The organism is Xanthomonas sp. NCPPB 1067 (assembly GCF_020783795.1).
Classification (GTDB): Bacteria; Pseudomonadota; Gammaproteobacteria; order Xanthomonadales; family Xanthomonadaceae; genus Xanthomonas; species Xanthomonas melonis.
Genome location: NZ_JAJGQG010000024.1, coordinates 28,760 through 43,929, shown reverse-complemented (window position 1 = coordinate 43,929; position 15,170 = coordinate 28,760). Strand labels below are relative to the sequence as shown.

Annotated in this window: 13 protein-coding genes and 1 pseudogene; 7 read left to right on the top strand and 7 right to left on the bottom strand. The window is 62.9% G+C overall.

All coding sequences use genetic code 11. The features are described 5' to 3' along the window. Positions 1-30 precede the first annotated feature (30 nt). The 6 genes from LL962_RS16150 (at position 31) to LL962_RS16125 (ending at position 6,817) form a co-directional block, all read left to right on the top strand. Complete coding sequence (locus LL962_RS16150; RefSeq protein ID WP_228317627.1) at positions 31-1,521, top strand: MFS transporter; 1,491 nt, start codon at positions 31-33, stop codon at positions 1,519-1,521. A 30-nt stretch (positions 1,522-1,551) separates the two neighbouring features. After that, positions 1,552-2,586 carry a glycoside hydrolase family 43 protein gene (locus LL962_RS16145; protein WP_228317626.1) on the top strand — a complete coding sequence of 345 codons (1,035 nt, stop codon included), beginning with the start codon at positions 1,552-1,554 and terminating at the stop codon, positions 2,584-2,586. 391 nt (positions 2,587-2,977) lie between these two features. Further along, complete coding sequence (locus LL962_RS16140) at positions 2,978-3,235, top strand: XAC0095 family protein (RefSeq protein ID WP_228317625.1); 258 nt, start codon at positions 2,978-2,980, stop codon at positions 3,233-3,235. A 272-nt stretch (positions 3,236-3,507) separates the two neighbouring features. Then, positions 3,508-4,026: a hypothetical protein gene (locus LL962_RS16135; RefSeq protein ID WP_228317624.1), complete on the top strand. Its 519-nt coding sequence runs from the start codon at positions 3,508-3,510 to the stop codon at positions 4,024-4,026. Positions 4,027-4,031: 5 nt separating this feature from the next. Further along, entirely contained in the window at positions 4,032-5,843 is a 1,812-nt protein-coding gene (locus LL962_RS16130) for an XVIPCD domain-containing protein (protein WP_228317623.1), read from the top strand. 269 nt (positions 5,844-6,112) lie between these two features. Beyond that, entirely contained in the window at positions 6,113-6,817 is a 705-nt protein-coding gene (locus tag LL962_RS16125) for a hypothetical protein (protein WP_228317622.1), read from the top strand. A gap of 148 nt (positions 6,818-6,965) precedes the next feature. Here LL962_RS16125 and LL962_RS16120 read toward each other — a convergent pair. From LL962_RS16120 to LL962_RS16105, 4 genes and pseudogenes are all read right to left on the bottom strand, one after another. Next, positions 6,966-7,347, bottom strand: a pseudogene (locus tag LL962_RS16120) (YbjQ family protein). Positions 7,348-7,652: 305 nt separating this feature from the next. Beyond that, positions 7,653-7,991, bottom strand: a complete 339-nt coding sequence (locus LL962_RS16115) for a ribonuclease E inhibitor RraB (RefSeq protein ID WP_104588463.1) — start codon at positions 7,989-7,991, stop codon at positions 7,653-7,655. 210 nt (positions 7,992-8,201) lie between these two features. Next, positions 8,202-8,486 carry a DUF5076 domain-containing protein gene (locus tag LL962_RS16110; protein ID WP_255626370.1) on the bottom strand — a complete coding sequence of 95 codons (285 nt, stop codon included), beginning with the start codon at positions 8,484-8,486 and terminating at the stop codon, positions 8,202-8,204. Between the two features lie 132 nt (positions 8,487-8,618). Beyond that, positions 8,619-9,191, bottom strand: coding sequence for a hypothetical protein (locus LL962_RS16105; protein WP_228317620.1), 573 nt, complete (start codon positions 9,189-9,191; stop codon positions 8,619-8,621). A 156-nt stretch (positions 9,192-9,347) separates the two neighbouring features. Here LL962_RS16105 and LL962_RS16100 point away from each other — a divergent pair, with 156 nt between their 5' ends. Further along, on the top strand, positions 9,348-9,551 hold the full coding sequence (locus LL962_RS16100; protein WP_167395412.1) for a YdcH family protein: 204 nt from the start codon (positions 9,348-9,350) through the stop codon (positions 9,549-9,551). 624 nt (positions 9,552-10,175) lie between these two features. Here LL962_RS16100 and LL962_RS16095 read toward each other — a convergent pair. From LL962_RS16095 to LL962_RS16085, 3 genes are all read right to left on the bottom strand, one after another. Continuing rightward, positions 10,176-11,156, bottom strand: a complete 981-nt coding sequence (locus LL962_RS16095) for a zinc-binding dehydrogenase (RefSeq protein ID WP_104588434.1) — start codon at positions 11,154-11,156, stop codon at positions 10,176-10,178. Between the two features lie 303 nt (positions 11,157-11,459). Next, the gene (gene plsB / locus LL962_RS16090) at positions 11,460-14,138 is read right to left on the bottom strand and encodes a glycerol-3-phosphate 1-O-acyltransferase PlsB (protein ID WP_228317619.1); all 2,679 of its coding nucleotides are present in this window, start codon (positions 14,136-14,138) and stop codon (positions 11,460-11,462) included. After that, complete coding sequence (locus LL962_RS16085; RefSeq protein ID WP_228317618.1) at positions 14,138-15,103, bottom strand: hypothetical protein; 966 nt, start codon at positions 15,101-15,103, stop codon at positions 14,138-14,140. The genes plsB and LL962_RS16085 overlap by 1 nt, the downstream gene beginning before the upstream one ends. Between the last annotated feature and the right edge of the window lie 67 nt (positions 15,104-15,170).

The window sequence follows — 15,170 nt, the reverse complement described above, 5'->3', positions numbered from 1 at the left end:
CCGCAGCACTCATCGAGCCCGCCCGACCTCATGAACGATGCGTCCCATCCGCTGTCCCTGCGCGAGAAGATCGGCTACAGCCTGGGCGACCTGGCCGCCAACCTGATCTTCCAGACGCTGGTGACGTTTCTGGCGTTCTTCTATACCGATGTGTTCCGCATTCCCGCCAGCGCGGCGGCCACACTGATCTTCGTGGTCGGCCTGCTGGGTGCCTTCGTGTTCACTCCCATCATCGGCATCCTGGCCGACCGCACCCGCACGCGCTGGGGCAAGTTCCGCCCTTGGATCCTGTGGACGGCGCTGCCGTTCGGTGCGTTGTCGCTGGCTGCCTTCAATACGCCAGCGCTCGGCGAGCAGGGCAAGATCGCCTATGCGTTCGCCACCTATACCTTGCTGATGCTGGTGTACGTGGCCAACAACCTGCCGTACTCGGCTCTGAGCGGGGTGCTCACCGGCAGCATGGAGCAGCGCAACAGCCTGTCGGCGTATCGCTTCCTGGCCGTGACGCTGGCGCAGTTCGTGATCCAGGTGCTGTTGCTGCCGCTGGTGCTGATCCTGGGCAACGGCGACAAAGCGCAGGGCTTTCGCAACACCATGGCGCTGTTCGCGGCAGTCGGCACGCTGTGCTTCCTGATCACCTTTCTCACCACCCGCGAGCGCGTACTGCCGATCAGCGAACAACGCAGCAGCGTACGCCAGGACCTGGCCGACCTGGTCCGCAACAAGCCCTGGCTGGTGATGCTGGCGTTGACCATCCTGGTCTTCATCAATCTCGCCATGAAGGGCGGGATGTACATCTACTACTTCAAGTACTACCTGGACGCCGGCGCGCTGGCGCAGTTTCTCGACAGCGCAGGTTTCAACCGCTTCATCGGCGGCATCAACGCCATGCTCACCGGGGCCGGCATGACGGCGCTGCAGTGGCCGCAGGATGCGCCGACCTCGGCCTTCAGCGTGTTCAGTGCCGGCGGCATTCTGGCGATGATCGTGGGTATCGGCTTTTCCAAGCGTCTGGCCGACCGTTATGGCAAGCGCAATGTCTTCGGCGGCGCGCTGCTGGTCTCCACGTTGTTCCTGCTCGCCTTCTACGTGTATCCGCCCAACGCCATCGCGTGGGTGTTCGCCTCCTATGTGCTGCACGGCTTTTTCTACGGCATCACCATCCCATTGCTGTGGGCGATGATCGCCGACGTGGCCGACTACTCGGAGTGGAAGAACCACCGCCGCGCCACCGCGATCATCTTCTCTGCGATGTTGTGCGGGCTGAAGATCGGCCTGAGCATCGGCGGCGCGCTGGTCGCGGGCATCCTGGCGTTCTATGGCTACGACGCCGCACTGGCGCAGCAAAGCACCGCAGTGAGCGACGGCATCCGCCTGGCCATCAGCGTCTACGCCTCGCTCCCGTTCCTGCTCGGCACCGCGCTGCTGGCCTTGTACGAGATCGACAAGGCGCTGGAATCGCGCATCGAACGCGAGCTTGGCGCACGTCGCCAGGCGGCACTCGCGGTTGCGGGCCAATGACCTCCCTCCCCCTCATGCACAGGTACGCGCATGTCCGATGAACTGCAAGCCGCCACACTGCAGGCGCTGGCGCGCACCGCCATTTCCGCACCGCTGGTAACCCACCTCTACACCGCCGACCCTTCCGCACACGTGTTCGACGGCGCGCTCTACATCTATCCCTCGCACGACATCGATGCCGGCGTGGCGTTCAGCGACGACGGCTCGCACTTCTGCATGGAGGACTACCACGTCTTTCGCATGGCGCACCCGGATGCGCCAGCCGAAGACCTGGGCGAAGTGCTGCACGTGCGCGATGTGCCCTGGGCGCAACGGCAGATGTGGGCACCGGATGCCGCGCAACGCAACGGCAAGACCTATCTGTATTTTCCAGCCAAGCGCGCCGACGGCATCTTCCAGATCGGGGTCGCGGTCAGCGAAGGCCCGCAAGGCCCGTTCACCGCAGAACCGCAGCCGATCGCCGGCAGCTACTCCATCGACCCTGCGGTGTTCGCCGATACCGACGGCGAGCACTACCTGTTCTTCGGCGGCATCTGGGGCGGCCAGCTGCAGCACTATCGCGACAACGTCTATGCGCACACCCACCAGGAACCCGAAGGCGCGGCACCGGCGCTCGGCCCGCGGGTCGGGCGCCTGCACGCAGACATGCTGCATCTGGCCGAACCCACCCGCGAAGTGGTGATCCTCGACGAACACGGCGCCCCGCTACGCGCCGACGACCACACCCGCCGCTTCTTCGAAGGCCCCTGGGTCCATCAACACGCCGGGCGCTATTACCTGTCCTATTCCACCGGCGACACCCACCTGATCTGCTACGCCACCAGCGACTCGCCCTACGGCCCGTACACCTATCAAGGCGTACTTCTGGCACCGGTGATCGGCTGGACCACCCACCACTCCATCTGTGCAGTCGATGGCAAGTGGTATCTGTTCTACCACGACGCCAGCCTGTCCCAGGGCCAGACGCATCTGCGCAGCATCAAGATGACACCGCTGCAGCACGACGCCGATGGCAGGATCGCGACGATTTATCCGTACGGGGAAAATGCGGTATCACCTTGGTGATGAACCAAAGCGCGGAACACACGCACCGCGCCACACGCGCATCCTGCATTCGACAAGCATGTCGCCTGAGCCACGCACTTGCTGTACATCGGCGCATACGAAGCGGTACCTACCGTGCAAGCGCTTGGACAACAATCGCATCGCCTTGACTCTGCTGCGCCTGCGCAGCACACTCGGCGCCGGAGCGTAGCAACTCCGTAGACAGCGGTGCCACCCCCGTCAAGCGGTGGTTTTTTGTGCCCGATTTTTGGGCACACGCTCGGCGTCTCCGCGCCGGGAGGGCGGCGAATACAACACCCGCAAGGGAAATAAGCCCGCCGTCTGTCTGCGGTTGCTAACCTCCCGGCATCCCGCCGCATCGTGCGGCGGGAGCCTGTCCGGAGAGTTGAGCATGGACCAGTCTCTGTTCGGGTATTACCTGCTGCCGGAGAACGCGCAGCTTCGGTTGCTGCAGACGCGCGATCACCTACGCTTTCTGGCAGCGCTGGCACGCCCCCGCTGCGTGTCCAATACCCCAGGCAGCAATGAGCCTCCCATACCACTTGATGCATTGGCGTTTTGCTTCGATATGCTGGCTGAGCAATTGAACGATGTAGTGCTGCAGGCCTCGGTGCCTGGCGACATGACAGACCGACGTCCATCGTCATAGCATCGGTATGCCGCGGCAACAGCGGTAAACGCTGCCGCCCTTGTCTCGATTTACTTTTTTGCTGCTTTTACAAGCTATAAGCACTGTGACAGAGAAAGGCAAGAAGTCACCGGTATCGTCAGGCACCAGAATTCTCGCGATGCACTTGGCAAACGAAGGGAGCATGCGCAGTGAGATCCAAAGCAAGTCTAGCGGTCATCGTCGCGCTCATCTGTTTGGCAACGTCGTGTGCAACTGCCAAACCGACGGCTGAAGAACCTCGAGGAAAGAACATGACAACACACACAGAGCCGACTCCCCAAGTCCTGTTGGATCGCTTCTTTTCCTTGATAAGAGACGTCAAGAATTTCGACGAGCTGTCGCCGTTGGTTCTTGAAAGATATCTAGAGGTTCCCTTCACCAAGGGTACAGGTGAAAACTCTGGCTTCTATACGCTCGGTCAACCCTCTCCTTATTCGGGATATGGCGTCACCTATAACTTCGACGAAAAATTTCCACGTTACTCCAATGTCACCTTGGAACTCACCCCGCCGAGTAGCATCCCCGCTTCAACCATTCCTCCTTGCGAGCTCGTCTTTGAGAAGTACGATCAAGCCTTGAAGGACGCTGGATTCAAAACTGAAGCAGGATACTGGTCTTACAATGAGTTTGGATGGGTCATTTCCTTTCAGTACCTCCGCGGAAATATTCGCGCACAAATCAACCCATGGCATCCCGTCTCTGTAGACCCACAAGGAAAATCAAGAGAGAACTGCGTCAGATCGATACGTTTGCACAAGTTTGAGGATTAACGACAATGGCAAACGCCAACACTCAATTGCAGTCCATCTTGGTGCAATTCGCGGGTCGGTCAGATGTCAGTCCCGACCAAGAAGCGCAGCTACGCGCGACTATTGCGTCTGATCCGGACCTTACACAAAGACTCAATCGACAAGCAGCCACCGGGTATCTGAAAGCATTCGTGCCAGGCGTCGGCGGCCCCGAACCGTTGACAGGCTCCTACGACAAGGCATCCGGAATCGTCATCCTCCCGGCATTTGAGCCAGGATCTGCGCCGACAACGCACTTGCGTGGTTCGCTCCGGCTGCAAGAGATGGGTATGCGTTTCGCAAATAGTTCATACATGGATGCGAACCAGCAAAGCCGGCCCGTAACGCAGGATATGGTTACCAATCTGCAGGCGACGATCAATAGTTCACCGACGTTGGCCAACGAGATGAAGCGCGCCGTCACGACCGCAGTGGACGGCAAGGATCCGAAAAGCCCGATGCTGCTTGAGAATTTTTCACCTCTCAGTGGGACAGTGGCAGGGGGCACTTTCAACCCAGCTACGAAGACCATGAGCATTCCACCAATCACGGTTGGAAAATCCAAAAGCCAGTTTGATCAGCTAAATGCGAATGACCTAATATTTGTTCTAGGCCATGAGACACAACATGCTTTCAATCAAGTGAGCATGGCCTCATCGTACAGGCAGTTCGATGCTGCGGTGGCGACGATTGCGAAGGATAACAATCCAGTTAATGATTATACCCTTCCAGTTGAAAACCTGATCAACAGCGCCAGGGAAGATGAGGCTAAAGCTCAGATTGCAGGCTGGAATGCCTTGATTGATCGGGAACGGCAAAACAATCCGGCCGTCGATCTGAACACAATGAGAAGCCTCGGAAACGCTCGCCTGGACGACTTTATCCAGGCTAGTCCAACCAACGGAAAGCAGAGCCAAGCACGGCCGGGAATCACGTTCAACCCGGACGGTTCGCTGCCCATGACACCTCAGAATACTTCTGCACAGGCAGCTTACTACTTCGACAAACCGCCACACGGCGCACCAGGACTATCAAGGACTCAGACGACGGGTATCGGCTTCCACGGCGATTCGGACTACCCCAACTATTATGGAGCCGGTGCTGTCAGCCGTGCGATTGCGTTCGACAGAGCCTATGCGCATCCGGTTGGCGGAATTTTCCCGCAGATGCAGCTTGATATGCAGCGCCTACGCTTCAGAGAGGATCTATTGGAACACAACGGCATCACCCTCCCCCCAGGCACCACCGCCACGCCACAGGTATATTGGGACACCAGCACCAATCCACCAACCCGTGGGCTGTTGCAGCATACGCAGGGCACTCACCAGCACATCAGCCCGATTCCCGACATCGATCCTCCGCCACCGGGACTCAGCCCGCCCGGCAAGACAGCGCAACCAGACGATGCACTGTTGGAGAAGATCCGCAGCGGCGTTCGCGGCCTTGATCAACAGGCCGGGAAATCGTGGGACGAGAGCAGCGACCGGCTGAGCGCAAGTTTATTGCTCATGGCCACAGAGAAGGGCTTTACAGCGAGAGACGATCTGAAGTTTGCTTTCAGTACGCCAACCGAAAAGCTGGCTGGTGGCGAGGTCCTGCATGTGTGGCGGGAAGGTCACGCTTCACCTGATCCGGCTGCGCATCGGGCGCATATGCCGACGCAAGAAGCACTTTCTGTTTCTGCGGATCAGCGCATGAAGCAAGTAGAGCTAGCTCAGCAGGCAAAAGCGGAAGAAGTCGCACATAGTCAACAGCAGGAAATGACGCAAACGCAGTCCGGACAAACACGCTCGATGTGAACGCATGATTGAAGCGCGCACTGCCAGACCGGGCAGACAGAAAACCCCTTTTTATTCGTGTTGACCGGTGGCATTCTATATGGATTCTCGGTGTCGTGATGCCGTCGGCTCCCTCATGTCGCCAGTTTATTTTTTGGGACTGATGAAGTACGAAACGTGTACCACCACTCGCCTCTGCCAAGACTGTGGCAGTGAGTACAACTCTTTTTGCGGCCCGTGTTCAGCCAGTTCTTCGCAATGGGATGTCGATTTAGGATGAGAATACCGAAATGGAATTAGAATTTAGCAATTCGCGAAGCGACAATAAAATCTCCTTCCATCCTTTGAAGGATAACGTTTTTGCTATCTTCCTCGTTATCCTGATCCATGCGGTCATTTCCATTGTACTGATTCGTGAAAGTGCATCCCACACAACCAGATCAGCTGAGGATTCAGCACTTACGCTTGTGTTTTTACCTCGCATCAGACCCGATCTTTCTCAGCAACATTTGCGATCGAGACTCGACTCGCAAGGCGTTAGCGAACGCAGAAACCCGATTCGTCCATCTACGGCCTCCGCCGAGAAGCCATCGGCCAGGAAGCCAGAAGAATCAAGTGACTCGCCACGCATTGCAGGAGAAAAAAGTACTATAGATAGCCCCCATATTGATGTTGGGTCGAGTTTAGTTCTGACTTTGCCTGATGATTTTAAAAATCCGCCACAGGCACGGTCTAACGGATTATCAGTGCCACCTAGTATGGATTCACCAGCGAAAAGTCGCTTTGATAATAGTTGGGCGCCAGATGGCCAAGAGATCCAACAATCATGGGCCTTTCGTTCAAAGGCTGCGGCACTGCTGCTATCTGCCACTGGGGCGCTGCGCCGCCCATGTACTGAGCTCGAGAGAAAACGCATGGACAAAAAGTGCTTTGGATCGCAGTACGAAGGGGACGATCTGGTGCGTGACTCAAAAAATGGCTTAGGTGACCATTGATTCAACGGCCTGTATCGTCCCTTCTCCCTGCTTGAACTTGTATCGTTAGCCGTCCCTGCAAATCCCGTTCAAGTCTTATCGTTCGCGGGAACCGGGGCGAAGCGCCCCAGCGCCACGCATGCAAGAGGGAAACATCCGCTTCTATTGCTTATAAGTCGTGCGACTCCACCACCACCGCAGTGCCATAGCACAGCACTTCGGTGAGGCCGGCCATCAATTCGGTGGCGTCGTAGCGCACCGCGATGATCCCGTTCGCGCCCAGCTGCCGGGCATGCTGCACCATGTCGCGATAGGTTTCAGAGCGCGCCTGCTCGCAGAGCTGTGTGTAAATGGTGATGTTGCCGCCCAGCAGTGTCTGTAGTCCGCCGAAGAAGTTGCCCACGATCGAACGCGATCTCACCGTGATGCCGCGCACCAGGCCCAGGCTGGACGATGCGGTAGCCCGGCAGTTCCAGGGCCGTGGTCACCATGGTGTCATTGAGATGCTGCATGACCGCAGGGACCGGCGAGGAGTTGTAGGGGTTGTTCATTGATCGCTTGCTCCGGATAAGGCAACGACAGGACGACCGTGTTGCCTGGAGACCGCACCTTGCAGAGCGGTCTCCGATAGGAATTGTGTGCCTGCTGCACGGTCAGCGCGTGGTTCCGAATGCATGCCGGATGCCGATCGCCGCGCAGAGGCCGTAAGCGACGAACAGGCCACCCCGCAAGACGCCGAACCCCAGATTGAATCTCTCCGCGCCGCAACGCAACGGCAGGCCAGGATGCCGTACAGGCCATGTCGTATTCCGAACAGCATCGCCCACTGCACGCAAAGGCCGCGCGTTCCTTCGCGCTAGTCGGAGAACTCCCAGCCATCGTTATGTCCAGCCAACGGCGTGGCATGCAGCGCCAGCTCCTGTTCGAAGGCCACGATCGCGCGGTAGCTGGGCACCATCGTCGGGTACACCGTCACGTCCATCGGAAAGGCGGTGTTCTGTTCGTAGTAGCGGCAACGCACCTTCTGCTCGCAGCGCAGCATGGCCACGCAGAATTCCAGTGCCGATTCCTTGGTGGGAAACACCACCGAGAAATCGATCTCGCGGGGCTTGGTCAGATCCACCCCTTGCCGGGCGATGTGCCACAGCGTGTCGCCATTGTCGTCGTTCGGATATAGCACTGGGTCGCGTTGCATGGCGCTCTCTTCAAGGTAGTGGCCGGCACGGTCGGTAGTGCCCGGATCCACGCTGCCGGGGCGGCAAGCCGGTGCCGGCAGTTACTCCATTGCATCACAGTGAGGCCTTCGGATCCGGTCTGCAGCCGACCGCGGCACGGGCGTGGGAATCTGCCGGAGACGGCGAGCCCGACGCTATCGGTTGCCAGGGATGGACGCGCGGCGGTATCGCTAATGCTCCACCGGCAGCCCGCCCTCCCGATTGCCGCTCGGGTCGGCCACGCGCCGCATGAAGTCGTCCAGCATCAAGGTGCGGCATTGGGCCAGTGGCATGCGATCGCGCTGGGCGAACATCCGCGAGGCATGCTCGAACAGATCGGCGAGCAGCTCGCCGAAGTCCTCTGCTCCGCCGCCCAGATCGCTGTTGATGCTCACGTGCAGCTGCTCGTGCGCGGCCCACAGGCGCAACAACTCGAACGCGTCCGGATCGGCCAAAGCATCGGGCGGAACAATCAATTCTCCATCGTGCATCGCCTACCTCGTCATGTGGTGGATGGGAAGCGCTGCAGACGCTGCCCACCATGGCCTTGCCCCTGCGGTGTCGCGGATGGACGCCAGCTAGGCTGGGCTAAGTGTCCGCTTCGTATCTCAGGGTGCCCAGACCAGATTCATCAGCTGCGGATCCGCAGTGACCTTGACCAGCTTGCCGCTGGGACCGAACTGCACTTGGTATTCGGAGAAGCTGTCGCGCCAGTAGCGCCACAGGGATGCTTCCAGGTTCGGATTTTCGCTGCTGATCGGGTAGCCGACCGCCATGAGGACCTGTTCGCGCGTCATGCCGCCGGTGAGCTTGCCGTCGGCGATGGCCTGGCGGATCTTGGGCGGAAAGGTCGCCAGCTTGAGCTTGGGGTCGGCAGTCACGACATAGCGCGCAGCGAACGCGGTGTTGTCCAGGTCGCGGCTGTAGTCGTTGCCGATGGACTGCTTTTCGCCGGCGATCTTCAGGTTGACGCGGTTGCGGCCGAAACCGGTGACGCTGACCGGGGTGCCTACGGGAAGCATGCGCTTGCCGTCTTCGGCGTAGTTGCTGTCGCTGATCCAGCTGCCGTCGGTGCGCAGGTTGCAGCACAGAAAGCCATCGTATTTGGTGACATCGGCCGCGGCGGCCAGTCCGGGGGCCGCCAGCAGGCTCACAACGAGCAGGGAAGAACGCAAACGCATCGGGAAGACTCCTTTCTCGACGGCCGAAGGCCGCGCGGCAATGATGGGATAGCGCACGCGGCCGGTTGCGGCGGCGGCGCGCGCCATTGTGGCAGCCCGGGCCGGCTTGGCAAGCGCGGGTGACGCGTGTCGCCCGGGGTTGTGTATGCTCGGGGCGTGGATACCCTCTCACCCGCCGAGATCGCCCTGCAGATCGCCGCGTTGCGACGCGCGCACCGCGCGTTGGACGAAGAGATCCAGCGCATGCCAGCCAATCCGGAAGACGAGCTGCAGATGAAGCGCCTGAAGAAGCGCAAGTTGCAGATCAAGGACAACATCATCCGGCTGGAGATGGAGCTGGTGCCCGACGAGCCGGCGTAGCGCGCGCCTGCGGTTGGGTTTGCTTTTTTGTGGTGCGCGGGCACTCGTTGCGGCGGCGCGGTCCACGCATAGCCGGCGCGGCGCGCCCCCCATCCGCCCTTCGGGCACCTTCCCCCGCATGCGGGGGAAGGAAGTGGGTTGGCGGCATTCGAGCAGCTGGCGTCCTGGCTTCCGTAGGAGCGCGCCCTAGCGTGACGGGCCGTCTCGTAAGCCACGCATAGCCGGCGCGGCGCTCCCCCCCTTCCGCCCTTCGGGCACCTTCCCCGCATGCGGGGGAAGGAAGTGGGTTGGCGGCATTCGAGCAGTTGGCGTCCTGGCTCCCGTAGGAGCACGCCCGAGCGCGACGGGCCGTCTCGGAAAAGCCACGCATAGCCGGCGCGGCGCTCCTCCCCCATCCGCCCTTCGGGCACCTTCCCCCGCACGCGGGGGAAGGGAGTGGGTTGGCGGCGTTTGAGTAGCTGGCGTCCTGGCTTCCGTAGGAGCGCGCCCTAGCGCGACGGGCCGTCTCGGGAAAGCTTCGTCGCGCTCGGGCGCGCTCCTACATCGGGTTGACTGCCGGGCTTTCGACGATGCTGCCTGCCTGATACCGCGTGTGATTGTGGCCGTCAGCCCGGCGGCGGCGGCTCAGCCTGCGCGCAACAGGATCTTGCCGCGACGTCCCGGTTCGGCGCTGGCGGCGGCTGCCTTGGCGGCGTCCTGAAGGTCGTAGACCGCTTCCACCGGCAGGGCCAGGCTGCCATCCAGGGCCGCCTTGAGCAGTTCGCCGATCATGCGGCGCTTGTCCTCGGGCGGGGTGGCCTGCATCACCTTGCTGCCCCAGAAGCCGCGCACCGTGGCCTGCTTGAAGATGACATCGCCGCTGGAAATCTGCAGCGGCTCGCCAGTCATCGAGCCGAACGACACCAACTCGCCGCCTTCGGCCAGCAAACCGAGCAGGTCGCCGGCGGCGGTACCGGCCACCGAGTCGATGCCGCGGACGATCGGCGCAGTGCCGGCCAGCGCGCGCGCCTGCTCCTGCCAGCCCTCCTTCGCGGTGGACACGGCATTGCCGATGCCCAATGCCTTCAGTTCTTCGACGCCGGCGTCGCGGCGCACCAGATTGATCACGTTGATACCGCGTGTGGCGGCCAGCATGGCGACGGTCTTGCCGACGGCGCCATTGGCGGTGTTCTGCACGATCCAGTCGCCCTTACCCACGCGCAGGAATTCGATCAGCATCAGCGCGCTCAACGGCATGGCGATCAGCTGGCAGCCGCGGTCGTCGTCCAGCGCATCGGGAAGCGGCACCACGCCGGAGGCGGAAGCGAGGAAGTACTCGGCCCAGCTCTCGTGCACGCCGGCGGCGACCACGCGCTGCCCCACCTGCAGGCCTTCCACGCCCTCGCCCAGTGCGTCGATCACGCCGGAGCCTTCGCTACCGCCGATCGCCGGCAGCTCCGGCTTGTAGCCGTAGTTGCCGCGCACGGTCCACAGGTCGTGGTTGTGGATCGGTGAACGCCGCATGGCGATGCGGACCTGGCCCTTGCCAGGCTGCGGTGTGGGGCGTTCTGCGAGTTCGAGCACCTTGGCCGGGTCGCCGAACTGGGTGTGGATGGCTGCGCGCATGAAGGTCTCCTGCCGGGCACGCCCATCAGTGCGACGCGCCCGATCACTATGAAAGGTAGCGCGATGCTAGCGGCAGGGCTGCAAGAGAGGGATGAAGCGGGCAGAACTATTGTGTGAAGTTCGTGAGACTTGCGCAGCGCTCCGGCGGTGGATCTGGTTGAGCGCAATGCTGGGTCATGCATGCTGACCGACCCTCATCCACCCTTCGGGCACCTTCTTCCGAAGGGAGAAGGGAGCGTCGTCGGCATCGGGAAGCGCCGCTTTGCTGCGCCGCTGCCCTGCTGCCGCCCCGCTGCAACCGCGTTACTCGGCCGGCGGCAGCACCACAGCCGGCTTGACCGCTTCGGGGCTCACCCGTTCGATGGTGTGGCGCAGCTCGCGGCCGAGAATGAACTTGGCATCCTTGGCCCACGCATCCAGGCGTTCGTCGAATACCAGTTTGCTGTTCTCGTCCGGCCACACCAGGCGCAGCTCGCGCAGCTTCTGGATGAAGCCACGGAACAGGGTCTTGTCGAAGAACTCCGGCGCCGCCGGGGCGTACAGCAGGCTCAGACGCTGCGCGGCCTGCTGGCACAGGCTTTCCAGTTCGCCAGCGCCGAGTACGCCGGGACCATTCTTCACCAGCACCGAAATGGCGATGTAGTAGCGCTCGAACGCCTGCTGCAACGAATGGCCGATGGCGCGCAGGCGGAATACCTCATCGGTCTGCCCGGTATTGCGCGCCAGGATGCCACCATCGTCGTCGGTGACGTTGAGCAGCAGGCCCTCGCGCACGAACATCTCGATGGTCTGTTCGATGCGTTCGGCAAAGCGGTCTTCGCTCCATGGCAGGAACAGCTCGGCCTGCAGGAACGGGTACACCGTGCGGCCCAGGCGGATCAGTCCGGCGCGGCTCATGCGGCGGTTGTTCTGGAAGCAGCACGCCACCCACGAGGAAGCGGTGAACAGATGCAGCACGTTGTTGCGGAAGTAGCTCAGCAACACCGCGGTATCGCCGCTGACGCTGAGCACGTCGCCCAGCGGATGCGATACGCGCGTGAGCACGTTGATCTCTTCGGCATGGGTGATGATGCGCGCCGGGGTGTGCGGGGTGACGGTGACACGGTCCGAATACGGCATTTCCGCCAGCAGTTTCTTGCACAGCTCGATCTGCGCGATCAGATCGGCCTCGCCCATGGCGTGCTTGGGCGTGGATAGCAGCGCCAGCGCCAGCAGATTGATCGGATTGACGTCGGCGGCGCAGTTGATGCGGGTCTGGATCTGGATGGACAAGGTGTCCACGGCCGGCGCCAGCCAGGTGGGCTTTTCGTCCTCGGGCACCGGTTGGCCGTCCCAATCGGGCGCGTGCTTGGCCAGCACATCGTTGAGCGCGATCGGCTCGCCGAAGTTCACCACCACCTGGCCGTAGTTCTGCTTGAGCACCTTGGGAATGGACCACAGCAGGCCCCAGATGGATTCCTTTTCCTTGGGCCGGCCGGTGAGTTCGTCGAGGTAGCTGTTGCCTTCCATCAGCTTCTCGTAACCGATGTACACCGGCTGGAACAGCACCGGCTTGCGCGGCTGACGCAGGTAGGCGCGCAGCGTCATCGCGATCATGCCGCCCTTGGGCTGCAGCAGGCGCCCGGTACGCGAGCGCCCGCCTTCGACGAAGTACTCGATGGAATACCCACCGGCCACCAGCTGTGCGACGTATTCGCTCAGCACCGCCGAATACAGCGCGTTGCCCTTGATCGAGCGGCGGATGAAGAACGCGCCGCCCTTGCGCAGCAGCGTGCCGACCACCGGCAGATTGAGGTTGATGCCGGCCACGATGTGCGGCGGCACGATGCCGCGCTCGTACAGCAGGTAGCTCAGCAGCAGGTAGTCCATGTGGCTGCGGTGGCTTGGCACGTAGACCACTTCATGCCCGGGCGCCGCCTGCTTGAGCTTGTCCAGATGGTGCACCAGCACGCCGGCGTAGATGCGGTTCCATACGTGGGTGAGCAGGAAGCTGGCCGAACGCACCACCGGGCTGGAATAGTCGGCGGCGATTTCCCAGGCATAGGCATGCGCCTTGCGCCAGGCATCGACCGGCTTGGAATTGTCGCGCTTGGCCTGGGTGGCAATGGCCTCGCGCACCGGGTCGGCCGCCAGCACCTGATCCACCAGCAGGCGGCGGGTGGACAGGTCAGGCCCGATCACCGCTTCGCGGATGCGCCGGAAGTGCGTGCGCAGCACGCGTTGCAGCTTGCGCAGGGTGCGCTCGGGCGGCAGCCCTTCGGCCATGGTCTGGCGCAGCGAGATCGGCGGGGCGAAACGCACGATGGTGGTACGGCCGTTGAGCAGCACCGACAGCAGGCGGCGGAAGCGGCCCACCAGCGCCCAGTTCTCCGAGAACAGCACCGCGAACCAGCCGCTCTGCTTGTCCGGCGCACGGCCCACGAAGATCGACACTGGCACCAGGTGCACGTCCAGATCCGCCCGCACGCGATGCGCCTGCAGCAGCTTGGCCAGCGAATCGGAATGGGTCTTGCCGCCGCGTTGCTCGGGGATCAGGGAATTGCTGCTGCTACGCCGCGACAGCGCCAGATAGGCGCGCTTGCGCTCCAGCGGATCGCCCGGCAGCGGTACCAGCGGCGATGGCAGCCCGGCCTCGCGGCAGGCCTTGTCCAGGATCAGGGCACTCGACAGCCCGTAGTCTTCCAGCACGTACACCACCGGCCGGCCATCGTCGTAGCGGCCGGGCTGGTCCGGTTCGATGGTCAGGCTCAACCAGGGGTCGGCCAGGCGCCCGAGCAGGCGCGCCCACAACGGGCGCTTGCTCGGCCGCGGGCTGGCCGGCGGCAACGGCGGCGTGGCCGCAGGTGCCTCCGGCGGGACGGGGCTGGCGGTCGGCAACGGCGAGGCGGCGGTCGGCGCGCCGGGCGTGGCGGCGTCGGCAGCGGTCGGGGCGGGCTGGCCGTTGGGGAACGGCAGGGGGTTCTGTTCTGGCATCGCCGTCATTATCGCCCAGCCGGGCGCTGCCCGGCGTCTGCCGGCGGCGCCGGTGTGGCGTCGGGGCTTGCCGCCGCCGCGGGTAGGTCAGGCAGCGGCTGCGCGCGCAGCAGTGCCGTCACTTCCTCCTGGGTCTGCTGCTGGTACCAGTGACCGTCGCGCTTGATCAGCGCCACGGTCAGATCGATGTCGCGCGCAGCGAGCGGATAGCGCAGCCGCACCTGGGCACGGTCGCCGTCCTGCGAGATCAATCCGGTGCGCAGCGCATCCAGGCTGCCATCGATCGACAGCGCGTAGCGTTCCAGCACCTTCTTGCACGCCGCCCAGAATGGTCCGAGCCGGCGCAGGCTCTCTTCCATGCCCAGGCGCTGCAGGTCCGCGTCGGAGGTGATGCCGGTGGCGCGGGCGGCCGCCACCAGGTCGGCGATGCTGGCCCTGGCGCGCGGGCGATCGGCCAGCGGCGCGCGGGCGGCCCAGGCGCTCAGGGCATCGACCAGCTGCATGTAGTGGGCGCGCTGCTCGGGCTGATAGTCGTTGCGACTGCGCAGGTACTGCACGCCGAAGCGACCCAGCGACTGGGCGGCCTGCGCGATGCCCTGCGCCTGCCCGGCCAGTTGCGCGTCGAAGGCCTGCTGCAGGCGGCGTTCGGCATCCGGCGCCGACAACGACCCCAGCAGGGCGCCCGTCTCGTTGGGCAATGGCAACTCGGTCAGCGGCCAACGGCTGGCACCGCTGCGCCAGGCCGCTTCCAGCTGGGTGTACTGCGCAGGCGTGACCCGGATCCGGGCATAGGCCACCAGATCGTTGCGCCGCAACGGGACGGTCATCGACTGCATCGCCGCAGCCGGTTCGGCCTTGGCGCCAGGCAGCGCCATGGCCGTTTCCTGGCGCTGGCAGCCACCCAGGCACAGGGCCAGGAGCGACGCCCAGGCGATGGACTGGAACCGGCCTGCGCGGACGGTGAATGGCGGCATGCGCACGATGTTCCCCTGAGCGATCGGGGCATCTTGCTGGCTGGCGCCACCGGCGGCAAGGCGCGCG

Excerpts from the sequence above, each read along its gene's own strand:
- LL962_RS16130 (WP_228317623.1), top strand. The coding sequence starts at position 4,032 with ATGGCAAACGCCAACACTCAATTGCAGTCCATCTTGGTGCAATTCGCG.
- LL962_RS16125 (WP_228317622.1), top strand. The coding sequence starts at position 6,113 with ATGGAATTAGAATTTAGCAATTCGCGAAGCGACAATAAAATCTCCTTC.
- LL962_RS16115 (WP_104588463.1), bottom strand. The coding sequence starts at position 7,991 with ATGCAACGCGACCCAGTGCTATATCCGAACGACGACAATGGCGACACG.
- LL962_RS16140 (WP_228317625.1), top strand. The coding sequence starts at position 2,978 with ATGGACCAGTCTCTGTTCGGGTATTACCTGCTGCCGGAGAACGCGCAG.
- LL962_RS16095 (WP_104588434.1), bottom strand. The coding sequence starts at position 11,156 with ATGCGCGCAGCCATCCACACCCAGTTCGGCGACCCGGCCAAGGTGCTC.
- LL962_RS16105 (WP_228317620.1), bottom strand. The coding sequence starts at position 9,191 with ATGCGTTTGCGTTCTTCCCTGCTCGTTGTGAGCCTGCTGGCGGCCCCC.
- LL962_RS16135 (WP_228317624.1), top strand. The coding sequence starts at position 3,508 with ATGACAACACACACAGAGCCGACTCCCCAAGTCCTGTTGGATCGCTTC.
- plsB (WP_228317619.1), bottom strand. The coding sequence starts at position 14,138 with ATGACGGCGATGCCAGAACAGAACCCCCTGCCGTTCCCCAACGGCCAG.
- LL962_RS16085 (WP_228317618.1), bottom strand. The coding sequence starts at position 15,103 with ATGCCGCCATTCACCGTCCGCGCAGGCCGGTTCCAGTCCATCGCCTGG.
- LL962_RS16145 (WP_228317626.1), top strand. The coding sequence starts at position 1,552 with ATGTCCGATGAACTGCAAGCCGCCACACTGCAGGCGCTGGCGCGCACC.
- LL962_RS16150 (WP_228317627.1), top strand. The coding sequence starts at position 31 with ATGAACGATGCGTCCCATCCGCTGTCCCTGCGCGAGAAGATCGGCTAC.